Genomic DNA, 25909 nt, shown 5'->3' on the forward strand with positions numbered 1-25909 from the left:
GGGCGGTGGTGTCAGGAGGGGCGGGCGGCGTGTCCGGGAGCGCGTCCGGCAGCTCCTTGTCCAGGTTGCGCAGGCGCGGGTTGAGCCACCCGACCGTGACGTTCGCGAGCGTCAGCAGGCCCAGGACGATGAAGATGACGGCGATGCCGCGCCCCGGGCCCACGCCCAGCAGGCGGCCCATGGTGCTGGCGAGCACGCCCCCCTCGCGCATGGCGGGCTCGAAGATGTCATCCGCGAGCGGCCCCGCGATGAGGCTCGCGAACGGCGACACGCAGAGGATGACCATCCGCTTCACGGCGGCGGCGCGACCCTGCAGGTCCGAGGGAATCTTGCGCTGCCAGATGGACTGGATGCCCGCCATCACGGGCGGCATGGTGAACAGGTAGAGCGCGGCGGCGGCGGCGACCAGCGCCACGCTGGGCGACGGCGCGGCCATGAAGAGCACCACGCCCGAAAACGCATGGAAGCCGAGGATGCCGTACAGCGGGTTCTTGGGGCCGCCCCACACGCCCATGCCGATGCCGCCCAGGAGCGCGCCCACGCCCGCGATGGACGCGATGCGGCCCAGCGTGGAGATGTCCGTGAAGGCGAGCACCAGGGGGGTGATCAACAGCACCACCAGGTCCATGCACAGCACGGCCACGCCGGTGAAGGCCATCAGGGACAAGAGCCCCTTGCGCGCGCTGATGAAGCTCCAGCCCTGCTTCATCTCCGTGAACAGCGACCCCTTGCCCTGCTGGCCCTCCGCGGAGACGGTGGGCCGAGGGAAGCGGACCATCAGCAGGGTGGTGACGGCGATGAAGAAGCTGCAGACGTCCACCGTCAGCACGCCCACCAGGCCCACGCTGTCGATGAGCGCTCCCGCGATGATGGGGGAGAGGATCTGGCTGGCGCCGCTGGCCACCTCCGCCATGGCGTTGGCGCGGCCCAGGTGCTGCTTGGGCACGATGAGCGTCACGGTGGCGAAGAAGGCCGGCCAGCGGAAGGCGCCGAAGCACGAGCCCAGGGAGACGGGCAGGTAGAAGTGCCAGGTCTCGAGCTTGAACATCCCCCGGTCGCTGGCCATCAACATGCCGAAGATGAGCATGGTGGTGAAGCCGTTGCCCAGGTCCGCCAGCAGCATGGCGCGGCGGCGATCCCACCGGTCGATGAGCGTCCCCGCGATGGGGGACAGCACCACCATGGGGGCGAGCGCGAAGAAGGACAGCAGCGCGAACTGCGTGGTGGAGCGCGTGTCGAGGAAGACCTTCGCGCCCACGCCGAAGGACGTGAGGCCGGAGCCGAGGATCGAGATGAGCTGGCCGAACCAGGTGATCCAGAAGACCCGCATGGGCTGGGTGATGGTCAGGCGTTGCGCGAGGCTCATTCCAAGTCTCTTTCTCCTGGGGGGCAGGAGGGTCAAGGGCCCGCGCACCGTACTACGGGAGTGCGCGCGGGCCCGGCGTTGCTAAGGGGATTTCAGCTCTGCTCCAGCTCCGCGAGCATGGCTTCCAGGGCTTCGGGGTCGAGCTGACTGGCGCTCGCCTCCACGATGGCCACCGTCATCACCTCCACGGTGGGGGACTCGAAGAGGGCGCGCATGGACAGCTCGACCTGGAAGGCCTCGCGGATGCGCGACAGCAGCTGCACGCCCAGCAGCGAGTGGCCGCCCAGCTCGAAGAAGTTGTCGGTGATGCCCACCGACTCCAAGCCCAGCAGGTCCTGCCAGAGCGCGGCGACCTTCTCCTCGGTCTCGTCGCGCGGCGCGACGAAGGCGTTGGCGAGCGGGGGACGCGGGTGCTTGCCGCTGGCGCTTCCGCCCGCGCGGGAGGTGGAGGCACCGTCGCGAGCCACCTGACGCCGCGCCTCCAGTGACCCGAGCGACGCGAGGAAGCGTCCTCCGGTGGGCTGGGTGAGCAGCGCGCGCAGGAGGCGGAAGCCCTCGGTGGGGGAGATGACGGCGTCGGGCCGGAAGCCCTCGCCCACGCCCCACACGTCCCAGTCCACGGTGTACCAGCGGGTGCCGCCCAGCCGGGCCTGCCGTGTCGCCACCGCGTCCATGCCGGAGTGCGCCGCCGCTACCGCGCTGACCGCCATGCCGCCCAGCACCACGGTGAGGGAGGACTGCACGATGACGAAGTCCGGCTGCCGTGACGACAGCGCCTCCGCCAGCTGCGTGAGGCCTCCGAAGCGGCCGGACAGCAGCGGAGTGGTGGCCTCCGGCGTGGCCTCGGCCACGGAGATGCGGGTGGCCATGCCGCCGTCGCCGGCCGCGTAGAAGACGCCGTCGATGCGGCCGAACTTCGACTCCGCGACCTGGAGCGCCTTGTCGAGCTGACCGGGGATGCCCGCGTCCGCGCGCAGCGCCAGGACCTGTGCGCCTGAGCGCTCCAATGCGCGCATGCGGTCGATGGCCTTGGACGTCGCGTCCTGAGCGTCATGGCCCGCGCGCCACGCGTCCCATTCTCCGGGAGCGGGCAGCGTGCGGCGAGACAGCAGCACGAGCTTCGGCTTCACCGCCTGCGTGAGCTGCTCCGCGAGCGCAAGGCCCACGCGGCCCAGACCCCCGACGATGACGTAGACCCCACCGTCCTTGAGTCCGGCCTGCTCCGTGGAGGCCGGGACGTCGATGGTCTCGAACGCCTCGACGTGCCGGTACGGACCGCGCAGCGCGACCACGGGGTCCTTGCCGGCGGCCAGCTCCGTCACCATCCGCTCCAGCCACGGGCCGGACGCGGACTCGTCCGGCGCGGGCCAGGTGACGTCGACGGCGCGCACGGTGAGGCCGGGGTACTCCTGCGGCAGCACGCGGCTGGCACCGACCGCGGCCGCCTGCCAGGGCAGCAACGGCTCTTCACCCGTGACGTCCTGGGCGCCGGTGGTCACCACGTCCAGCATCACGGGCGTCTTCGCCGCGCCCGGGCCCACGGCCTTCGCCAGCGCGAGCAGTCCGTGGACGGACGTCGCGAGCCCCGACTCCAGGTCGCGCGGCTCCTTCACCAGCGGCCACAGGTAGGCGATATGCGCGGGCGTCCAGTCCTCGCCACGCAGGCGCTCCAGGTGCTCGCTCAGCGCGTCGGGCGAGGCCACATCCACGGCGAAGCGCTTCGTCACTGGATCCGACGCGCCCTGTCCCGCGACGAGCGACACCACGTCCGCGCCCGCCTGGCGCAGCCGCTCCGACACGCGTGCAGCCACCGGCGTGTCCGCTTCCAGCACCAGCCAGCGCTGGCCGGAAAGCGACGGCACTTGCGGCGAGGCGCGCGTGCGCGGCCACGCGGGGACGGTCAACTCCACGCCCTGCGTCGTCACAGTCCGCGCGGCGGCGGCGCGAGGCAGCGCGGGCGGCGGGCCCTTGAGCAGGTCGTAGCGCTCGCGCTGGAAGGGGTAGGCGGGCAGGGGGATGCGGCGGCGGGCCTCGCCCTTGTAGGCGCGGCCGGCAGTCGACTTCGCGCCCGCGAGCCACAGCTTCGCGAACGCATCCGTGGCGTGCGTGAGCGCGTCCTGTTGGGCGTCGCGCGGCGCGGGCAGCGTCGAGAGGATGGCCGGGAAGGTGCCTTCGGGGGCGTTGCGGCGCACCAGCGTGGCCAGCGCGTTGCCGGGACCGACCTCCAGGAAGACGTGCTCGGGGTCGTTCAACAACAGCGTCGCCGAGTCCTGGAAGCGCACGGCGTCGCGCAGGTGACGGGCCCAGTACGCCGGGCTCACCGCGTCCTCGCGCGTCACCCAGGTGCCGGTGACGTTGGACAGGTAGAGGTCCTTCGGCTCCTTGCGCGCGACCTTCGCCACCGCCTGGCGGAACTCCTCCACGATGGGGTCCATCATGTGGGAGTGGAACGCGTGCGACGTGTGCAGCCGCGACACCTCCACCTTCTGCGCCTCCAGCTTCGCCTGGAGCGCGTCCACCGCGTCGGTGGGGCCCGCCACGACGGTGAAGCCCGGCGCGTTCACGGCGGCCACGGAGATGCGCGCGTCCATCAGCGGAGCCAGAGCCTCCGGCGTCATCCGCACGGACAACATGGAGCCAGAGGGCAGTGACTGCATCAGCCGGCCGCGCGTGGCCACCAGCGCCAGCGCGTCGTCCAGGCTGAACACGCCGGACAGGCACGCGGCCACGTACTCACCGATGCTGTGGCCCACCATCGCCTGCGGTGTCACGCCCCAGGACGCCCACAGCTTCGCGAGCGCGTACTCGATGACGAACAGCGCGGGCTGCGTGAGGGACGTCTGCTTGAGCTGCTCGGTGGCCTTCTCGCGCCCGTCCGCGGGCGGATAGAGCACGGTGCGCAGGTCCAGGCCCAGGTGCGGCTTCAGCTTCTCCGCGCACGCGTCCACCTCCGTGCGGAAGGCGGGCTCCTGCTCGTAGAGGCCCCGGCCCATGTCCACGTACTGCGAACCCTGGCCGGAGAAGAGGAACACCACCGGCCGGCGCGTATTGGTGCCGGAGCCACCCAGCAGCCGCCGAGCGTCCCGCAGCGCCGCCTTCGCATCCGCCACGTCCTTCACCACCACCGCGCGGCGATGCTCGTGCGCATGCCGGCCCACCTGGAGCGTGTAGGCCACGTCCGCCAGGGACACGTTCGGATTCGCGTCCAGGTGCGCGGCCAGCCGCTCCGTCGCCGCGTCCAGCGCCGCGGGCGTCCGGGCGGACAGGGGCAGCACGTGCCACGCGCGGCGCGACGGCGCAGGGGCGGCGGTCTTCGGGGCCTCCTCCAGGATGACGTGCGTGTTGGTGCCGCCGATGCCGAAGGCGCTCACGCCCGCGCGACGAGGCCCGTTCGCGGACGTCCACGGCCGGGGCTGCGAGGGCACGAAGAAGGGGCCCGCGTCGAAGTCGATGACGGGGTTGGCCTGTTGGAAGTGGGGGCTCGCGGGAATCTCGCCGTGCTCCATGGCGAGCACCGTCTTCACCACGCCCGCGATGCCGGCCGCCGCGTCCAGGTGTCCGATGGCCGCCTTGAGCGAGCCCAGCGCCACGCGCTTCTGGCCCGTCTCCTTGCCGCCGAAGGCCTGGTTGAGCGCGGCCACTTCAATCGGGTCGCCCAGCGGGGTGCCTGTCGCGTGGGCCTCCACGTACTGGATGTCGTCCGGCGTGACGCCGGAGATGGCGAGCGCCTCCGCGATGACCGCGGCCTGGCCCTCCACGCTGGGCGCGGTGAAGCCCACCTTGCCCGCGCCGTCGTTGTTCACGGCCGTGCCCAGCAGCACGCCGTGGATGGTGTCGCCGTCCTTCAGCGCGTCCGACAGACGCTTGAGCACGACCACCGCCGCGCCCGCGCCGCGCACGGTGCCGTTGGCCTTCGAGTCGAACGCGCGGCAGTAGCCGTCCGGCGAGAAGATCATCCCCTCCTGGTAGAGGTAGCCCGCCGTCTGCGGGAAGGACACGGACGAGCCGCCCGCGAGCGCCATGTCGCTCTCGCCGGACAACAGGCTCTGGCACGCCAGGTGGAGCGCCACCAGCGAGCTGGAGCACGCCGTCTGCACCGTCGCGGAGGGGCCGCGCAGGCCCAGCCGGTGGGACACACGCGTGGCCACGTAGTCCTTGTCGTTGGCCAGCATCACGCCGAACGAACCGGCCGCGTCCATCAGGTCCGGCTGCCGCATCAGCGCGCGCAGCAGGTACGAGCTCAGGCTCACGCTGGCGTAGACGGCCACCGCGCCCTTGAAGCGGCCCGGGTCGTAGCCGGCGTTGTCCAGCGACTCCCACGCGCACTCCATGAAGATGCGCTGCTGAGGGTCCATCAGCTCCGCCTCGCGCGGGCTGTAGCCGAAGAGGCCCGCGTCGAAGTCCGTCGCGCCCTCCAGCACGTAGCTGGAGCGCACCCACTGCGGATGGGCGCGCAGGGCCTGGGGAACGCCCGCGTCGTCCAGCTCCGCGTCCGTGGGCACGCGACGCGCATCGCCGCCGCGCCGGAGCATCTCCCAGAAGCCCTCCAGCGTCCGCGCACCCGGGAAGCGGCCCGACAGGCCGACGATCGCGATGCGCTCCTCGCCACCATCCACTGCGTCACTCATCCGCGTCTCCATCCGTTTCCACCCGACCGCGCGAGGCCCCCGCGCGGCGGTTGACCGTGCGTCGCGCCTCGGCACGGGAGCGGCCCGCCTGCGCCGCGTCCTCCGAGGGCGTGTCCTCCCGACGCGACAGCCGCGCCGCCAGTGCCCGCACGGTGGGGTACTGGAAGAGGTCCGTGAGCGCCAGCGTCACGCCGAGCTCCGCCGTCAACCGGCGGTGGAGCTGGAGGGCGAGCAGCGAGTTGCCACCCAGCTCGAAGAAGGGGTCGTCCAGGCCCACCTGCTCCACGTGGAGCAGGTCCTTCCACGCCTGGGCGATCTGCTGCTCGATGGCCGTCCCCGGCGCCACGAAGGGCCGCGAAGGATCCGCGCCACCGGACCCTGGCGCGGGCAGCGCCTTGCGGTCCGCCTTGCCGTTGGGGCTGAGCGGCATGCGCTCCAGCACCACGATGTTGGACGGCACCATGTACTCGGGCAGCCGCTCCAGCAGGTACGTGCGCAGCGCCGCGCCCTCTGGCTTCGCGTCCTTGCCGGTGACGTAGGCCACCAGCCGCTTCTGGCCCGGCCGGTCCTCGCGCGCGAGCACCACCGCCTGGCGCACCGTGGAATGCTTCTCCAGCGAGGACTCAATCTCGCCCAGTTCGATGCGCAGTCCGCGAATCTTGACCTGGAAATCCGCGCGGCCCAGGTACTCGATTTCGCCGTCCGGCAGCCACCGCGCCACGTCGCCCGTGCGGTACATGCGCGCGCCCGGCACCGTCGCGTACGGATCCGGGATGAAGCGCTCTGCCGTCAGCGAGGGCCGCGCCAGGTAGCCGCGCCCCACCTGCACGCCGCCGATGTACAGCTCGCCCGCCGCGCCCTGGGGCACCGGCTGGAACTCCGCGTCCAGGATGCGGATCTGCGTGTTGTCCACCGGCCGGCCAATGGGCACGGAGCGGCGGCCATCGTTCGCCTGGCACGCGTGGAACGTCACGTCCACCGCGGCCTCGGTGGGGCCGTAGAGGTTGTGCAGCCCCGCGCCGGGCAGCGTGCACAGGCACAGCTCCTTCAGCTCCAGCGGCAGCGCTTCACCGCTGCACACCACGCGCTTCAGCGACGTGCACTCGGCCACGCCCGGCTCGTCCAGGAAGGCCTGGAGCATGGACGGCACGAAGTGCAGCGTGGTGACGGACGCGGAGGCAATCAGCGACTTGAGGTAGCTCGGGTCCTGGTGCCCGCCGGGCTTCGCGACCACCAGCTTCGCGCCCGTCATCAGCGGCCAGAAGAACTCCCAGACGGACACGTCGAAGCTGAACGGCGTCTTCTGGAGCACCACGTCCCGCGGCGTGAGCTGGTAGGCGGACTGCATCCACAACAGGCGGTTCACCACCGGGCCGTGCGCGTTCATCGCGCCCTTGGGTCGGCCCGTGCTGCCAGACGTGAAGATGATGTACGCCAGCGAGTCCGGCGTGGCAGTCGGCGCGGGCGCGGTGGTGGGCTCGCGGGCAATCTCCTCCCAGCCCGTGTCCAGCTTCACCACCTTCGCATCCGACGCCGGAAGCCGCGCGAGAAGCCGCTCCTGCACCAGCAGCACCGGCGGACGCGCGTCCTCCAGCATCCAGCCCAGGCGCTCCTGCGGGTAGCCCGGATCCAGTGGCACGTAGGCGCCGCCCGCCTTCAGCGTGCCCAGCAGGCCCACCACCATCTCCAGCGAGCGCTCCACGCACAGGCCGACGCGGACTTCCGGTCCCACGCCGTGCTTGCGCAGCGCGTGCGCCAGCTGGTTCGCGCGGGTGTCCAGCTCGCGGTAGGTGAGGCGGCTGCCCTCGAACTCCAGGGCGACGGCGTCCGGCGTGCGCGCCACCTGCGCCTCGATGAGCGACGTGAGCGTCGCGTCCTTCGGGTGCGTGACGGCGGTGTCGTTCCAGTCCTTCATCACGCGCTGCCGCTCGGCATCGGGCAGCAGCGGCAAGCGGGAGATGGGCACGTCCGGCTGCGCGACGATGCCTTCGAGCAGCGTCAGGTAGTGGCCCAGGAGCCGCTCCGCGGTGGAGCGCTCGAAGAGGTCGGTGCTGTACTCGGCGATGACGCGCAGGCCCTGCGGCAGGTCCACCAGCAGGAGCGACAGGTCGTACTTCGTCGTGCCGGTGTCCACCGGCTTCGCCTCCATCACCAGACCCGGGGCCTCCAGGGCCGGCATGGGCGCGTTCTGCAGGACGAACATCACCTGGAAGATGGGCGAGTGGCTGAGGTGCCGCTCCGGCTTGAGCGCGTCCACCAGCCGCTCGAAGGGGATGTCCTGGTGCGCGTACGCGTCCAGCGTGGACTCGTGCACGCGGTTCAGCAGCTCCTTGAACGTGGGCTTGCCGGACAGGTCCGAGCGCAGCGCCAGCATGTTCACGAACAGGCCGATGAGCCCCTCCACCTCCGCGCGCGGACGGCCCGCGATGGGCGTGCCCACCACGATGTCGTCCTGCCCGGTGTAGCGGGACAGCAGCACGTTGAAGGCGGACAGCAGCGTGACGAAGAGCGTGCGGCCCTCGCGCTGGCCCAGCGCCTTGAGCGCCTGGGTGAGGGCGGGGGACAGGTGCATCACCTGCCGCTCGCCCTTGGAACTCATCAGCGCCGGACGCGGCTTGTCCTGGGGCAGCTCCAGCAGCGCGTTGGGGTTGAGCCGGTTCTTCCAGTAGGTGAGCTGGCGCTCCAGCTCCGCGCCCTGGAGCCATTCCTTCTGCCACGCCGCCCAGTCCGCGTACTGCAGCGGCAGGGGCTTGAGCGGCGAGGGCTGACCTTCCAGGCACGCGCGGTACAGCACCGCCAGCTCGTGCACGAGCACGCCCATGGACCAACCGTCGGAGACGATGTGGTGCTGATCCACCAGCAACACCTGCTCGCCGTTGCCCAGGAGCATCAGCACCGCGCGCAGCAGCGGCCCCTGCTCCAGGCTGAACGGCTGCTGCGCGAGCGTGACCACGCGCCGCTGGGCCTCAGCCTCGCGCTCGGTCACCGGCAGTCCCTGGAGGTCCATCACCTCCAGCGGCACCTCGCCCGTGGACGCGATGACCTGCGCGCCGCCGCCTTCGCGCTCCTGGAAGGTGGTGCGCAGCGTGTCGTGCCGCTCCACCAGCAGGGCCAGGGCGCGGCGCAGCGCGTCCGTGTCCACGGTGCCCGTCAATCGCACCGCGGTGGGCATGTGGAACGCCGCGCTGCCGGGGCTCCACTTGTCCAGGAACCACATCCGCTCCTGCGCGAAGGACAGGGGCGCCTGCTTCGAGGCAGGGCGCGACTTGTCCTTCAGGAGCTGCGCCAGGCGTGCTCGCTTCTCTTCGGGCGTCATGTTCAGGCCGCGTCCTCGCTGCTGCTGCTACCACCACCGTCACCGCCGCCCGCGTCTTCCAGCACCGCGAGCAGCTCCGCCACCTGTTCGTCCGACAGCTGGTCCATGTTCTCCAGCAACTTCTCCGCCTCCGCCGCGGACACCTTCTGCTTCGCGGCGGGCGTGGCCACCGGCTGCGCGGTCACCAGGGGCTGCGTGGGCGTGGCGCCCTCCACGGAGTAGCCCAGCCGCTCAATCACCGCGTGGGTGGAGGCGTCGAAGGGGCGGGGCCATTTGATCCGCTTCCAGGACTCGCCCATCTTCTTCTCGATGCCCTGGTGCTGGAGGATGTTCGGGTCGCCCAGGCCGCCCATCATGCGGTCCTTCTTGCCGTCGTACGGCTGGACCATGCGCTCGTCGAACTCGAGCCCCAGGAACTGGGCCACGCCGGTCATGACCTTCGTGGGGTCCGCGACCAGGTCCTCGTAGCGCACCCAGTGGCAGCGCTCGCGGCCGATGCCGTCGAAGAAGTTGAGCAGGTTCCGGTTGGACAGGGCCCACACCGTCTCCGCCACCACGTAGGGGTCCACGTCCGCGTCGCCGAAGAGGCCGGCGGCGAAGAGGCGGTCGAAGCGCATCCGGAGGATGGACTCCATCACCGGGAGCGGGTGGCGGTAGAGGTAGATGTACTTGTTGCCCTCGAACATCCGCTCCGCGCGCTCCAGCGTCTCCACGTCCATGGCGTACGTGGGCGTCTTGTCCACGAGCAGCCGTGGCGAGGACTTCTCCTGGAGGCGGCGGTAGACGTCCTGCGCGGACACGTCATCCGCGACCAGCCGGTCCACCAGCGCGGCGCCAGCGGGCGAGTCCAGTTTCTCCAGCTCCATGAGCGCCCACTGCAGGCCGCCCGTGGTCCACTCCATCTCGCTGCCGAAGCCGATGTTCTCGCGCCACTCGCGCATGCCCTCGAAGAAGAGCAGGTTCACTTCCGGCGGGCAGAACAGCCGCGGGTGTCCCGCGAGCATCACGCGGAACAGCGTGGAGCCCGCGCGCGGGCTGGAGTGCACGAACACCATGGGCGGGTTCTTCTTCGCCGTGTTGGTGCGCTGCATGCCGGACGTCTGCGCGCGATAGGGCTTGAGCGGATACGCGGACAGCGGCTTGTTCTCCGCGAAGCGCTGCGGGTCCTGCAGGCGGTCCATCTCCACCAGCAGGTACTTGGACAGCTCCGGGATGGACGGGTGCGCCTGCACCTCGTGCGGGTAGAGCTGGAACTTGAAGTCCTGCCGTAGGTCGTACTCCAGCTCCGCGCCCAGCGCGTGCAGGTCGTAGCCCTTGAGGCTGCCGTCGGCGGGCAGCTTGTCCAACGGGATGCGCAGGCCTTCCGAGATGTGGTGGCGCAGGTACTCGGTGAGCAGGGCGGGGCGCTCGGTGGGGAACGCGGTGCGCAGGCGCTCCGCGATGGGCTTCTCCGTGGAGGCCGCGCGCTTGCCCAGCTCCTGCTCCACGCGCCCGGCGACGCCCGCGACGGTGGGCGTCTCGAAGAGGCCGCGCAGCGACAGGTCCACCTTCAGCACCGCGTGGATGTGGTTGCGCAGCTGCGTGGCCAGCAGCGAGTGGCCGCCCAGCTCGAAGAAGTTGTCGTTGATGCCGATGCCGCCGATTCCCAGCACCTGCTCCCAGATTCCCGCGACGGTCTTCTCCAGCTCCGTGCGAGGCGCGGCGTAGGGCGTGAGGATGGAGGGCCGAGCGTGCTTGTTGCCCTTCTCCGCGTCCTTCTTGCCCTTCTCCGCCTTCGCGGCACGAGGCCCCTGACGGCGGCGCGCGGCCAGGTCCCCGGTGGAGACAGCCAGCCGGCCGCTCTCTCCATGCGACAGCGCGCGGCGCAGCGCCTCCAGGCCCTCGGCGGGCTGGATGGCGAACTGGGCCAGCGTGGGGGACAGCTCCGCCATGGCCTGCGCGTCCGCGAACTGCCATGCGTCCCAGTCCACGCTCAGCCACGGGTAGGCGAAGCCCTCCGTGCGCGCCTCAGCGAATGCGTCCATGAAGGCGCTGGCGGAGGCCTGCGCCACCTGGCCCAGGCCGCCCAGCACGGACGACAGCGACGACACGAGGAGGCAGAACGCCGGGCCTTCCTTCGGGAGCACCGCTTCCAGCACCCGCACGCCGTGCACCTGCGGGCGGAAGTGCCAGGCGCACTCGTCCGGGCCTGTCTCCGCGATGGTGCCCAGCGTGGCGCCCTGCATGCCGCCCGCCGCGTGGATGACGCCGTCGATGCGGCCGAAGCGCGCCACCGCCGCGTCCACCACGCCGCGCATGGACTCCACCTCGGTGAGGGACGCGGGCAGCACCAGCATCTCGACGCCCGTGCGCTCCAGGGCCAGCGCGCGCTGGATGCGGCGGGACACCGCGTCCTGCACTCCGTGCTTCTCCACCCACGCCGTCCACTGGCCGCGGCTGGGGAAGTCCGCCGTCTCCACCAGCGTCAGCTTCGCGTGGTGCACCGTGGCCAGCTCGGACGCCAGCGCATGTCCGATGCCGGTGAGGCCGTCGGTGATGAGGTACGCGCCGCCGTCGCGCAGCACCTCCGCGCCGGCCGCCTCCAGGCGCACGGGCTCGAAGGTCTGCACCCAACGCTGGCGGCCACGCAGGGCCACCACCGCGTCACGCGGTTCGGCGCGCAGCTCCGCGGTCAGCCGGTCCGCCACCGCGCTTGCGTCGCCGGGCACCACGTCCACGAAGCGGCACGCGAGGTTCGGGTACTCCTGCGGCAGCACGCGCGAGGGGCCCACCAGCAGGGACTGCTCCGGCAGCTGCGCGTCCGCCTGCTCCACGCGGGCGGAGCGGCTGGTCACCACGGACCAGGTGAGCGGCTCGATATGGCCCGTGTCGCCCAGGGCGCGGGCGAGGAACAGCTGGCTGTGGAAGCCCAGGTCCATCGACTTCTCCTGGGACAGGGGCTCGCGCGACAGGCTCCACAGGTGCACCACGTTGGAGAACGCGCGGCCCTGCTTCTTCAGCGCCTCCAGCACCGCGCAGAAGTCCTCGCGACGCGCCGGGTCCACCGTGAACGTGCCGTCCGGGCGCTGCTCGAAGCGCGCGCTGGGGACGACGCGGAAGACGTCTCCATCCAGCTTCGGCGCCAGGGCCTCCGCCACGCCGGTGTCGTCCGCGAGCACCAGCCAGCCCGCGCCCGCCGCGTCCTTCGCCTTGGGCAGCGGGGACAGCTTCCACGACGGCGCGTAGAACCAGTCCGCCACGTCCGAGCGCTTCGCCAGCGACGAGGGCGCGCCCGCGCGGGCACCACCGCCCAGCGGCTTCGCGTCGATCCAGTAGCGCTCGCGCTGGAAGGGGTAGGTGGGAAGCGGCACGCGGCGGCGCTGCTCGTTGCCCGCGAAGCCCTTCCAGTCCACCGTCACGCCGCCCAGCCACAGCCGGCCCAGTGCGCCCAGGAGTACCTGGAGGTCCGGCGCCTGCTCGCGCGGGTGACGCGTGGAGGAGATGAGTACGCGCGCTTCCGCGCCCGGCTGCTGCTTCGCCAGCGTGGTGAGCACCGTGCCGGGGCCCACCTCCAGCAGGGCCGCCTGCGGCCACTTGCGGGACAGCTCCTGGAGTCCCACGGAGAAGCGCACGGCCTGACGCAGGTGCGTGGCCCAGTAGCCCGGGTCGGTCGCCTGCGCGGCTTCAATCCAGGTGCCCGTCACGTTGGACAGGAAGGGCAGGGTCGGCGCGTTGAGCTTCACCTGGCGCACGCGCTCGGTGAACGGCGCGAGGATGGGGTCCATCATCGCGGAGTGGAACGCGTGCGACGTGTGCAGCCGCGACACCTCCACGCCCTGCGCCTCCAGCTTCGCCTGGAGCGCGTCCACCGCGTCGGTGGGACCGGCCACGACGGTGAAGCCCGGCGCGTTCACCGCCGCCACGCTGACGTTCGCGGGGAGCAGCGGCTTGAGCGCGGACTCGTCCAGCTTCGCGGACAGCATGGCGCCCGAGGGCAGCCCCTGCATCAGCTTGCCGCGCGCGGCCACCAGCGCCAGCGCGTCATCCAGGCTGAACACGCCCGCGAGGCATGCTGCCACGTACTCACCGATGCTGTGCCCCAGCATCGCGGAGGGCTTCACGCCCCAGGCCATCCACAGCTTCGCCAGCGCGTACTCCACGGCGAAGAGCGCGGGCTGCGTCAGCTCCGTGCGCGTCAGCGCCAGCGTCGCCGCTTCCGCCTTGGATGCATCCGGGAAGAGGACCGTGCGCAGGTCCAGGCCCAGGTGCGGCGTCAGCTTGTCCGCGCACGCGTCCAGGTGCCGCTTGAAGGTCGGCTCGGACGCGTACAGGTCGCGCGCCATGCCCACGTACTGCGAGCCCTGGCCGGGGAACAGGAACGCAACCGGCCGCTCGTGCACGTCCGGCGTGTTCGTCCACTGGCGGGGGCTATTCTCCGCCTCCAGCGCGGCGAGCGCGTCGTCTCTGTCACGGCACACCAGCACGCGCCGCTTCGCCATGGCCTGACGGCCCGTCTGGAGCGTGAAGGCCACGTCCGCCAGCGCCTGCGCGGGGTGCGCCTTGAGGTGCGCGGCCAGGTTCTGCGTCGCGGCATCCAGCGCCGCGTCGCTCTTCGCGGACAGCACCAGGAGCTGCGCGGGCCGGGACGCGCCGGACGAGGGAAGGACAGGCGCCTCTTCCAACACGATGTGCGCGTTCGTGCCGCCCACGCCGAAGGAGCTCACGCCCGCGCGGCGCGGATGCTTGGGGTTCGCCTGCCAGTCGGTGAGCTTCGTGTTGACGAAGAACGGGCCGCCCGCGAACGGAATCTCCGGGTTCACCTCCGTCACGTGGAGGCTGGGCGGAATCTGCCGCTGCTCCAGCGTCAGCACGGCCTTGATGAGGCTGGACACGCCGGCCGCGTTGGCCAGGTGACCGATGTTGCTCTTGAGCGAGCCCACCGGAATCCTGGGCGGGTTCGCCTTCGCCGCCGCCGAGCGGAACTTGAACGCCTTGTTGAGCGCGCGCACTTCGATGGGGTCACCCATCTTCGTGCCGGTGCCGTGCGCCTCCAGGTAGCCGATGGTCTCCGGCGCCACGCCGGCCGCGCCCAAGGCCTCGGTGATGACGGTGGCCTGGCCCTCCACGCTGGGGGCGGTGAAGCCCACCTTCAGCGCGCCGTCGTTGTTGATGGCGCTGCCCTTGATGATGGCGTGGATGTGGTCGCCGTCTTCAATGGCGTCCGCCAGCCGCTTGAGCACCACCACGCCCACGCCGCTGCCGAACACCGTGCCCTCCGCCTTCGCGTCGAACGCGCGGCAGTGGCCGTCCGGGGACACGATGCCGCCGGGCACGAAGGGGTAGCCCTCCGGGTGCTTCACGTGCACGGACACGCCGCCCGCCAGCGCCAGGTCGCACTCCTCATTCAAGAGGCTCTGGCAGGCCGCGTGCGTGGCGACGAGCGACGTGGAGCACGCGCTGGTGATGGAGTAGCTGGGGCCGCGCAGGTTGAGCTTGTACGCGACGCGGGTGGCCAGGAAGTCGCCGCCGTTGTTCACGTCGATCTGCACCTGGTCCATGCCGCTCAACTGGTCGAAGTTGGGGACCAGGTGGAACACCAGGTACGTGTTGGTGGCCGCGCCAGCGAACACGCCGATGGAGCCGTCGAAGCCCTCCGGCGTGTGGCCCGCCTTCTCCATCGCCTCCCACGCGCACTCCAGGAAGACGCGGTGCTGCGGGTCCATCAGCTCCGCCTCGCGGGGCGTGAAGCCGAAGAAGCCCGCGTCGAACAGCTCCATGCCGGCGAGCGCGGCGCTGGCCTTCACGTGGCGCGGGTCCTTGCGAAGGACCGGGTCCACGCCCAGCTTCTCCAGCTCCGCGTCGGGGACGGGCTGGATGGACTCCACGCCGTCGCGCAGGTTCTTCCAGAAGGAGTCCAGGTCGGGAGCGCCGGGGAAACGTCCGGCCATGCCGACGATGGCGATGGCCTGCGCGTCGATGTTCGATTCAGCGGACATGGGGTGTGCTCGGGCGGCGAAAGGTGGGAGAGGGGACGGCTACTCCTCGTCGGAGGCGCTGTCTCCCCGGCGGTTGGTGCGGCGCGCACGGCGGCGCTCCCCGCGGCTGAGCGCCTCGGTCTCCTCGGGCGCGGCTTCCGTGTCCTCGGTGCCGCTGGCGGCCTTGAGCAGCCTGGCCAGCGCCCCCACGGTGGGGCCTTCGTAGAGGGTGACGGCCGGCAGCGCGACGCCGAACTGCTCTCGCACGCGGGCAATCAGCTTCACGCCGACGAGCGAGTTGCCACCCAGCTCGAAGAAGTTGTCGTGCACGCCGACCTGGTCGATGCCCAGCGTCGTCTGCCAGAGGCGGGCAATCTTCTCCTCCAGCTCGTCGCGAGGCGGCACGTAGGCGTTCTGGAGCGCGGGCCGGGGCGTGGTGCCCAGGGATGAACCCGCCTCCTGCTTCGCCTCCGCCTGCTCCTGCGCGGCGGCCGGCTGGGCCCACTTGCGCGCGCGGGCGCGCAGGTTGCTCGTGGACACGGCCACGTGCGACACGGCGCCCAACTGGAAGAGCTGCTCGAAGGCGTCCTCGCCTTCCGCCGCAGTGATGGCCAGCGCGCCGAACGGGCTCTGCGCGCCGCCCGCGCGGGACTCGTACTGCCACGCGTCCCAGCCCACGCTCATCCACGGCACCGGGGACGTCTGCGCCTGCTTCGTGGCGAACGCGTCCATGAAGGACGTGGCCGCCGAGTACGACGCGAGCCCCAGGCCGCCCAGCACCGCCGCCAGCGACGACGACAGCACGCAGAAGTCCAGCGCGCGTCCGCGCACGGCCTCCTCCAGCGCGTATAGCCCGCGCACGCGGCCGTGGAAGGTGTCGCGCACGTCCTCGGGCCGGGTGTCCGGGATGGCGCGGAAGAGCGCCTGGCCCACGTCACCCGCGGCGAAGACCACGCCGTGCAGTGCGCCGAAGTGAGTCAGCGCCACGTCCACGGTCTCCTTCACCTGGACCTTGTTGCCCGCGTCCACGGACACGGTGTGCACTTGAGCGCCCAGCGCCTCCAGCTCCCGCACCTGACGGATGCGGCGGGAGACGGCGTCGTCCTCGCCATGGGCGGACAGATGCGCGTCCCACTGCGAGCGCTCCGGCAGCGCCGTGCGGCCCGCGAGCACCAGCTTCACCTTCGCGCGCTTCGCCAGCGACTTCGCGTGGGAGAAGCCCAGCGTGCCGAAGCCGCCGATGATCAGGTACACGCCCCCGTCGCGCAGCGGCAACTGCGCGGCGCGCGGCGCGTCCGCCGGCACGTGCTCGAAGTGCTGGACCCAGCGGGCCCCGCCCCGGTACGCGATGACGGTCTCCAGCTTGGACGGCGTGGCGGCCTCGGACAGCAGGGCCTCCACCAGCGCCGTCTCCTGCCAGCTGCCGGACGGCGGCAGGCGCACGTCCACGGCCTTCGCGGACAGGTGGCCGTACTCCTGCGGGATGACGCGCACCGGGCCCAGCACCGTGGCCAGCTCCGGGTTCGGCGCCTCGTCGCCCAGCGCCTGCATGCGGTTCGTCACGGCGACCAGCGACACGGGACGGGTGCCCGGCTGACGGCCCAGGGCCTGCGCCAGGGACAACAGCCCCAGGAAGCCCTTGCCCAGCGCGGACTCGAAGTCCGCTTCGCCGTGCGCGTCACCCAGGCCCAGCGTGCCCAGGTGCAGCACGTGGTCCGGGGCGCGGCCCTGCGCGGTGAGCGCCTCCAGCACCGTGGCCTCGCCGCCCAGCGCGAGCGACCAGTGGTGCTCGTCGTGCTTCGCGGTGACGGCGGCCGGGGTGATGCGCACCACGTCCTGGCCGGCCTCACCCAGCTTGAGCGCGAGCCGCGCGCCCACGCCTTCGTTGGCGTCGTCCGGGAGGAGCAGCCACCAGGTGGCCTTCTTCTCGCTCCAGGTGCCCTGCGGCGACGGCAGCGCGCGCTGCCACGACGGCAGGTAGAACCAGCGGGCCACGGGCTGCTTCTGATCCGCGGACGCCCACTCGGCGCGCTCGCCGTCGGCGGCGGTCTCCTTGCGCGGGTCCACCCAGTGGCGCTGACGCTCGAAGGGGGACGTGGGCAGCGCGATGCGGCGGCGCTTCTCACCGCCACGGAACGCGTCCCAGTCCGCCTCCACGCCCTCCAGCCACAGCCGGCCCAGCGTGGCCAGCACGTGGTCCAGGTCCGCGACCTGCTCCTTCGGGTGGCGCAGCGAGTTGATCAGCGCGTGCTTCGCGCCCTTGTCCGGGTGCTGCCGGGCCAGCGTGACGAGCGTGTTGCCCGGGCCCACCTCCAGCAGGATGGCGTCGGACTCCTTGAGCAGCTCGCCCACGCCGTCCGCGAAGCGCACCGCGCCGCGCAGGTGCTTCGCCCAGTAGTCGGGGCTCGTGGCCTGTTCGGCCGTCACCCAGGTGCCGGTGACGTTGGACAGGTAGGGCTTCGTCGGCGCCTTCCGGGCCACCTTGCGCACCGCCTCGCGGAAGGAGTCCAGGATGGGGTCCATCATCGCGGAGTGGAACGCGTGCGACGTGTGCAGCCGCGAGGACGCCAGGCCCTGGAGCTTCAGCGTCTCAGTGAACGCGTCCACCAGCGGCGTGGGGCCGGCGACCACGCACGTGGCCGGGCTGTTCACCGCGGCCACGGACAGGCCCTCCGGCAGCATGGGCGTGACGTGCTCTTCCGGTAGGGACACCGCGAGCATGGAGCCCGCGGGCAGCGACTGCATCAGCCGGCCGCGCGCGGCCACCAGCGCCAGCGCGTCATCCAGGGTGAACACGCCCGCGAGGCACGCCGCCACGTACTCCCCGATGCTGTGGCCCACCATCGCGTGCGGCGTCACGCCCCACGACTCCCAGAGCTTCGCGAGCGCGTACTCGATGACGAACAGCGCGGGCTGGGTGAGGCCGGTCTGCTTGAGGCGCTCCGACGCCAGTTCGCGCGACTCCGCGGCCGGGTACAGCACCGTGCGCAGGTCCAGGCCCAGGTGCGGCTTGAGCTTCTCCGCGCAGGTGTCCACCTGGGCGCGGAAGGACTTCTCCGTCTCGTACAGCTCGCGGCCCATGTCCACGTACTGCGAGCCCTGCCCGGAGAACATGAACATCACCGGACGGCCGCTGTTCTCCGCGCTGCCGGAGAAGACGCGGCCCGGGGTGCGCTCCGCCAGCGCGGAGGCCAGCTCCGCCGTGGTGCGCGCCACCACCGCGCGCCGCTTGCCGAAGCGCTTGCGGCCCAGCTGGAGCGTGTGCGCCACGTCCGCCAGGTCCACATTCGGGTTCTCGCGCAGGTGCGCGGCCAGCCGGTCGGTGGCGACCTCTAGCGAGTTCTCCGTGCGCGCCGACAGCAGCACCACCTGCGCGGGCAGGCGGGCCTTGTCGGTGGCGGGCAGCTCCGGCGCCTCCTCCAGGATGGCGTGCGCGTTGGTGCCGCCCATGCCCAGCGACGTGACGCCCGCGCGGCGCGGCGTCTCACCGCGAGGGAAGTCGCGCAGCTCCGTGTTCACGTAGAATGGGCTGTTGGGGAAGTCGCACGCCGGGTTGGGCTTCTTGAAATTGAGGCTGGGCGGAATCACCTTGTGGTGCAGCGTGAGGGCCGCCTTGATGAAGCCCACCGCGCCCGCCGCCGAGTCCAGGTGGCCGATGTTGCTCTTCACCGAGCCCAGCGCGCAGAAGTTCTTCTTGTCCGTGCCCTGGCGGAAGGCCTGCGTGAGCGCCGCGACTTCAATCGGATCCCCGACCTTGGTCGCCGTGCCGTGCGCCTCCACGTAGCCGATGGAGTCCGGATCCACGCCCGCGACCGCCTGCGCCAGCGCGATGACCTCCGCCTGACCCGCGACGGCCGGCGCCATGTAGCTGACCTTCTGCGAGCCGTCGTTGTTCACCGCCGAGCCACGCACCACCGCGTAGACGGTGTCACCGTCCTTGAGCGCGTCCGACAGGCGCTTGAGCGCGACCACCGCCGCGCCGTGGCCGGCGACGAAGCCCGCGGCCTCCTCGTCGAAGGTGTGGCAGTGGCCGTCCGGCGCCGTGGTGCCACCCTCGTGGTACAGGTAGCCCGCCTTCTCCGGGAAGTGGATGGACACGCCACCGGCCAGGGCCATGTCGCACTCGAACGACAGCAGGCTCTGGCAGGCGTAGTGGATGCACGTGAGCGACGTGGAGGACGAGGACTGGACCGTGACGGCCGGCCCCTTCAGGTCCATCCGGTACGCCACTTCCGTGGTGAGGCTGTCCTTGTCGTTGCCGATGGACGCCTGGAGGCTCTCCACCGACGCGACGTGCGCCAGGTGCGAGTACAGGTTGGAGAGCAGGTACGTGTTCATGCTCATGCCGCCGAACACGCCCACGCGGCCGGGCTGGCGCTCCGGGCTGTAGCCGGCGGCCTCCATCGCCTCCCACGCGCACTCCAGGAAGACGCGGTGCTGCGGGTCCATCAGCGCGGCCTCGCGGGGGTTCATCCCGAAGAAGGCCGCGTCGAACTGATCCGTGTCGCCCAGCGTGCCGCGGGCCTTCACGTAGTTGGGCGCGCGGACCATCGCGGGGTCGGCGCCCTCCGCGATGAGCTCCTCATCGGTGAAGAACGTGATGCTCTCCACGCCGCCGGTGAGGTTCTTCCAGAACTCGGAGATGGTCTTCGCACCGGGAAGGCGGCCGCCCAGGCCGATGACCGCGATGCCATCCACTTCGGGAGTTTCAGTGCTCATGGAGCCGTCCTTCGAAATCTTGGGGTGTGCCTGAAAGTCGTTGGTTACTTGCCACGGCCGCGCGCCTGCTGACGCCGCGCCTGGGCGGCCCGGCGGCGCTCCGCCTCGTCCTTGATCTTCTGGGAGGCCGCGCCCGAGTCCTCGCCCTTGTTCGCCAGGTGCTGGGCCAGCGCGCTCACCGTGGTGAACTTGAACATGTCCACCAGCGCGAGCTCCGCGCCCAGCTCCTCCTTCAGCCGCCGGTGGGCCTGCGCGATGAGCAGCGAGTTGCCACCCAGCTCGAAGAAGTTGTCGTTGAGGCCGACGCGCTCCACCTTGAGCACCGCCGCCCAGATGGCCGCCACGCTGCGCTCCACCGCGCTCTGCGGCTGGGCGTAGGCGACGCCGGAAGCGAGGCGCGCCCCTTCCGGCGCGGGCAGCGCCTTCGCGTCCACCTTGCCGTTGGGCGACAGGGGCAGCGCGGACAGTGGCACGTACGCGGACGGCAGCATGTACGGCGGCAGCCCTTCCGCGAGGAAGGCGTTCAGGTCCGAGTGCGTGGGCGCGGGCTCGCCCAGCACCACGTAGGCCACCAGGCGCTTGTCGCCGGGCGAGTCCTCGCGCGCCATCAGGAACGCGTCCTTCACGGCCGGGTGGCGGCGCACGGCGGCCTCCACCTCACCCAGCTCGATGCGGAAGCCGCGGATCTTCACCTGATCATCCGCGCGGGACAGGAACGTGAGCACGCCGTCCGGCAGCCACCGCGCGCGGTCGCCCGTGCGGTACAGGCGCTCGCCCTTGTCGGAGCCGAACGGGTTCGCGACGAAGCGCTCCGTGGTCAGCTCCGGCCGCTTCCAGTACCCGCGCGCCACGCCCAGGCCGCCTACGTACAGCTCACCGGCGACGCCCACGGGCAGCAGGTTGCGCTCCGCGTCCAGCACGTACACGTCCGTGTTGATGACGGGCCGGCCGATGGGCACCCACGCGTGTCCCTGCAGATCCTCCACCGCCATGCGGTGGTAGGTGGAGCACACGGTGGTCTCCGTGAGGCCGTAGCCATTCACCACCGGCACCGTGGCGAGCAGCTTCTCCACGTCGCTGGCCACCAGCGCCTCGCCGCCGGAGAGCACCAGCTTGAGCGGCGGCAGTTGCTCCAGGCGCGCGTTGAGCCCGGCGATGACCGCGGGCACCGTGCTCACGATGGTGACGGTGTGGCGGGTGATGAGCTGGTACAGCTTCTCCTGGTCGAGGATCTCATCCTCGGTGGGCAGCACCAGCGCGCCGCCCGTGCACAGGAGCGGGAGGATTTCGCCCACGAAGCTGGCGGAGGCCACCGACGTGAGCGGCAGCATCCGGTCCGTCGCGCCAGGCGCGTAGGACTCCACGAACGAGCGCACCAGGTTCGCGAGGCCCCCGTGCTCCAGCATCACGCCCTTGGGCTGGCCAGTGGAGCCGGAGGTGTAGACGAGGCACGCCAGGTCCCCGGCCGCCACCGTTGCGGCGGGCGCGGAGGACAGCGCGCCGTCCAGCGGCTGGTCCACGAACAGCGTGCGCGCGGACATGCCTGAGGGCAGCGTGCGCTGGAGCCAGGACTGGGTGATGAGGACCGGCGCCTGCGTGTCGCCCAGGATGAAGGCCACGCGCTCGGACGGGTAGGCCGGGTCGATGGGCACGTACGCCGCGCCCGCGGCCATCACGGCCAGCACGGACACCAGCGTCTCCACCGAGCGCTCCAGGCAGATTCCGACGATGTCGCCCGGCTTCACGCCCGCGCCGCGCAGCCACGCGGCGAGCTGCCCCGCGCGTGCATCCAGCTCACGGTAGGAGAGCTGCGCGTCCTTGAAGAGGACCGCGACGTTGTCCGGCGTGCGAGCCACCTGCGCCGCGAAGAGCGCGGGCAGCATGTCCGCCTGCGTGAGCGGCACGCGCGGACCCTTCCAGGTCTCCAGCAACTGCTGCTGTTCGGCCTGCGTGAGCAGCGGCAGCCCCGCGAGCGCGCGGCCCGGCTGGGCGGCGATGCCGGACAGCAGCGTGGCCAGGTGCCCGGCCATGCGCTCGATGGTGCCGGCCTCGAAGAGGTCGGTGTTGTACTCGAAGGAGGCCACCAGCTCGCCGTCCGCCTCGCCCATGGTGAGCGTGAGGTCGAACTGCGCGCCGCCGTGCGACAGCAGCAGCGATTCAATCGGCAGGCCCGCCACGGTGGACTTCGCGCCCGGGATGTCCAGGGCGAAGGGCGTGAGGCCGCGCTCGTCCAGCTTGGAGGCGCGCTGGTAGACGAACATCACCTGGAACAGCGGCGAGCGGCTCTGGTCACGCACCGGCTGCAGCCGGTCCACCAGCGCGCTGAAGGGGTAGTCCTGGTGCTCCAGCGCGCCCAGCATCGTCTGGCGCGTCTGGGCCAGGTAGTCCGTGAAGGACAGCGAGGGGGACGGCCGCGTGCGCACCACCAGCGGGTTGACGAAGTAGCCGGTGATGCCCGCCAGCTCCGCGCGTCCGCGGCCCGCGCTCACCACGCCCAGCGTGAAGTCCTGCTGGCCGGTGTAGCGGTGCAGCAGCACCTGGAACGCCGTCTGGAGCACCATGTTCGGCGTGGCGCCGTTGTCTCGCGCCAGCGTCTTCACCGCGCTCGCGACGTTCGCGTCCAGCCGGGTGGTGTGGACGCGCCCGTTGAAGGTCTGCACCGGGGGACGCGGGTGGTCCGTGGGCAGGTCCAGCACCTGCAGCGTGCCGGACAGCTGCTCACGCCAGTACTTCTCCAGCGCCTGGCCACGAGCACCGGTGAGCATCTCCGACTGCCAGCGCGCGTAATCCGCGTAGGTGCGCGCGGGCTGCGCGAGCGTGGGCCGCTTGCCCAGCTTGAGCGCCGGGTAGAGCGCGTCCAGCTCCTCCGCCATCACCGCCAGCGACCAGAAGTCGGTGACGATGTGGTGCATTGCAATGAGCAGCGCGTGGTCCTCCGCGGACCGCGACACCAGCCGCACGCGCAGGAGCGGGCCCTTCTCCAGGTCGAACGGGCGGCGGGCCTCGGCGGACAGGTGCTCCGCGACCTGCTCGTCGCTCCAGCCCTTCGCGTCCGTGGTGGTGAAGTCCAGCGGCAGTTCCGCGTGCACGCGCTGCACGGGGCCCGTGGCCGCCATGACGAACGTGGTGCGCAGGGCAGGGTGGCGGGCCACCAGCGCCTCGAAGGCGCCCTTCAGCGCGTTGGCGTCCAGCCCCGCGCGCACGCGCACCGCGACGGGCACGTGGTAGGCGGCGCTGTCCGGCGCGAGCTGGTGCATGAACCACAGCGCCTGCTGCCCACCGGACAGGGGCGCGTCGCCCGTGGCGGACGAGGCGGCCACCGCGCTGGAGGACTGCTGGGACGGGGGCGCCGACATCAACGTCACCACGACCTCCGCCAGCTTCGACAGCGACACGCCCTGGAGCACGTCCGACAGCGGCAGGTCGATGCCCAGCCCCGCGTCCACCGCGCTCTTGAAGTCCACCGCCATCAGCGAATCCACGCCGTAGGCATGCAGCGGCTTCTGCAGGTCCACCTGCGCGGTGGGCAGCCGCAGCACCTGCGCGGCCTGCTCCTGGAGGAACACCGCCACCATGGCCCGGCGCGCGGTGACGTCCGTCACCACCGCCAGCATCTTCTGCAGCATGCTGGTGTCCGGGCCCACCGGCGCGGGCGCGGCGGCGGCTTCCGGAGCGGCGGTCTTCACGGCCTCGGGCACCTGCGTGGGAGCGGCGGCGATGACGCTCTTGTGCAGCGCCTCCAGCGTGTCCGCGACGTACTCCGCGCGGGTGGCGAAGCGCTGGATCTTGCCGCTGGACGTCTTCGGGATGGCGCCCGGCCCCAGCAGCACCACGCCCTGGGCCTGCAGGTCATGCCCGGCCGCGACGGCCTGCCGGATGCCCTGCGCCAGCGCGTCCAGGTCCACGCCGTCACGCTCCACCGCTCGGCGGTCCACCTCCGTCACGACGATCAGGCGCTCCTCGTCGTCCTGCTCGATGGAGAACGCCGCCGTGCAACCGGGGCGGATGGCGGGGTGGGCGGACTCCACCGTGCGCTCGATGTCCTGCGGGTAGTGGTTGCGCCCGCGGATGATGATCAGGTCCTTCAGCCGGCCGGTGACGAACAGCTCGCCGTCCGCGAGGAAACCCAGGTCGCCCGTGCGCAGGAACGGCGTCGGATCACCCGTGCCGGCCAGCGGCTGCTGGAAGGTGGTCCGCGTCTGCTCATCGCGGCCCCAGTAGCCCTGCGCGATGCTGGGTCCAGCGACGCGAATCTCGCCCACCTGGCCCGCGGCCAGCGGCGCGCCCGTCTCCGGATGCGCGATGACCAGGCGCTGATCCGTGAGGTTGCGGCCGGAGCCCACCAGCGTCTGGGCGCCGGGGCTCGCCGCCTCCTTCGCCACCACGCGGTTGTCCTTCAGCGCGCCCCCGTCCACGGTGCGCTGCACGGGTAGCTCGCGCTTGTCACCGCCAGAGGCGATGAGCGTGCCCTCCGCCAGGCCGTAGCAGGGATAGATGGCCTCCGAGCGGAACCCCTGCGGACCGAACGCCTCCGCGAAGCGCCGGAGCGTGTCCGGCATGATGGGCTCCGCGCCGTTGAAGGCCAGGTCCCAGTGGCTCAGGTCCAGCTTCGCGCGCTCTTCCGGCGTGGACTTGCGCACGCACAGGTCGAACGCGAAGTTCGGCCCGCCGCTCGTGGTGGCCTTGTAGCGGGAGATGGCCTCCAGCCAGCGCATGGGGCGCTTGAGGAAGTCCACCGGCGAGAACAGCGTCACCGGGAAGCCGCCGTACAGCGGCTGCAGGATGCCGCCGATGAGGCCCATGTCGTGGTACGGCGGAAGCCAGATGACACCCTGGCTTTGCGTCGAGTGACCGAAGCACGAGTGGATCAGCTTCGAGTTGTGCAGCAGGTTGCCGTGCGTCAGCACCACGCCCTTGGGAGACGACGTGGAGCCGGACGTGTACTGGAGGAACACCCGCGTGTCCGTGGCCACGCCCGGGTCCTTCCACCCTTCGGCGACCTCCGCGTCCAGCGTGTCCGTGGCAATCCAGTGCAGCTCCCGCAGCTCCGGCGCCTGCTCGAAGAGCATCTCCCCCATGCCGTAGATGAAGTCGGTGGTGAGGGCGATGGTGGCCTGCGCGTCCTGGCTGATGGCCAATAGGCGCGGCAGCGTGCGCGCCAGACGCATGGGGTCCGGCGGATAGATGGGGACCGCGATCACGCCCGCGTACAGACAGCCGAAAAACCCGGCGATGTAGTCCAGCCCGGGCGGGTACAGCAGCAGCGCCCGCTGTCCCTGGGCTCCGCGAGCCTGGAGCGCCGCCGCGATCGCGCGAGCCTTCTGATCCAGCTCCGCGTACGTCAGGTGCGCTTCGTCCGTTTCCCCGTCCAGCAGGAACGTAAATCCGCGACGGTCGCCCTGGGTGCTTGCGCGAACGCGAAGCAATTCAACCAGGGTGGAAAACGCAAACTCGGGGACCGGGGAAGAACCGGGCGTGGTTCCAGTGGGCATTGACGCGACTCCTGCGAGGCGGGGGTGTTTCCGTGCACGGAGAGCACGGAGACGCGGATTCAGGGGCCGGGGGGCTGCTGTCTCCCGGCAAGACAGGGATTCAAGAGGTCAGTCGCAATCAGCACCCGCCGTGAAGGGGCGTTGTCTCGCGCATGTATCGCCTGGCGCGGGCGCGAGCAATCCCCCCCACCCACATTGGAGCCTTGCCGGCCGGTGGGCACGGCGGAGAGCTCGTGAATCAGGAGCGGAGCAGGGTGCGAATTTCATGGTGACGGAATTCGGAGAGCGTCTGGGCCGCCCGTCACTTCATCGCGCGAATGGAGGAACATTCAAATGACCCCCAAGGTCGGAAACCCGGGGACCTCCCCTGTTCGCGGGATAGTGCGCGCGGTGTCCGTGTAAACGTGACACATCGGATCATGCGACGGGAACAC

At 71.2% G+C, this 25909-nt stretch carries 6 protein-coding genes; all 6 read right to left on the reverse strand.

Features of this window, described 5'->3' with window-relative positions:
- Nucleotides 1-1366, reverse strand: a 1366-nt coding sequence (locus D7V77_RS07960) for an MFS transporter (RefSeq protein WP_120575665.1), incomplete at its 3' end; no start/stop codon positions are given.
- Between the two features lie 92 nt (nucleotides 1367-1458).
- Complete coding sequence (locus D7V77_RS07965) at nucleotides 1459-5994, reverse strand: type I polyketide synthase (RefSeq protein ID WP_158624355.1); 4536 nt, start codon at nucleotides 5992-5994, stop codon at nucleotides 1459-1461.
- On the reverse strand, nucleotides 5987-9310 hold the full coding sequence (locus tag D7V77_RS07970; RefSeq protein WP_120575667.1) for a non-ribosomal peptide synthetase: 3324 nt from the start codon (nucleotides 9308-9310) through the stop codon (nucleotides 5987-5989). The genes D7V77_RS07965 and D7V77_RS07970 overlap by 8 nt, the downstream gene beginning before the upstream one ends.
- 2 nt (nucleotides 9311-9312) lie before the next feature.
- The gene (locus tag D7V77_RS07975; protein WP_120575668.1) at nucleotides 9313-15285 is read right to left on the reverse strand and encodes a type I polyketide synthase; all 5973 of its coding nucleotides are present in this window, start codon (nucleotides 15283-15285) and stop codon (nucleotides 9313-9315) included.
- A gap of 39 nt (nucleotides 15286-15324) precedes the next feature.
- Nucleotides 15325-19983: a type I polyketide synthase gene (locus D7V77_RS07980; RefSeq protein ID WP_120575669.1), complete on the reverse strand. Its 4659-nt coding sequence runs from the start codon at nucleotides 19981-19983 to the stop codon at nucleotides 15325-15327.
- 44 nt (nucleotides 19984-20027) lie between these two features.
- A complete protein-coding gene (locus D7V77_RS07985) occupies nucleotides 20028-25409 on the reverse strand; it encodes a non-ribosomal peptide synthetase (protein ID WP_158624356.1) in 5382 nt (1793 codons plus the stop codon).
- Between the last annotated feature and the right edge of the window lie 500 nt (nucleotides 25410-25909).

It is taken from the genome of Corallococcus sp. CA041A, assembly GCF_003612075.1.
In the GTDB taxonomy this organism is placed as follows: Bacteria; Myxococcota; Myxococcia; order Myxococcales; family Myxococcaceae; genus Corallococcus; species Corallococcus exiguus.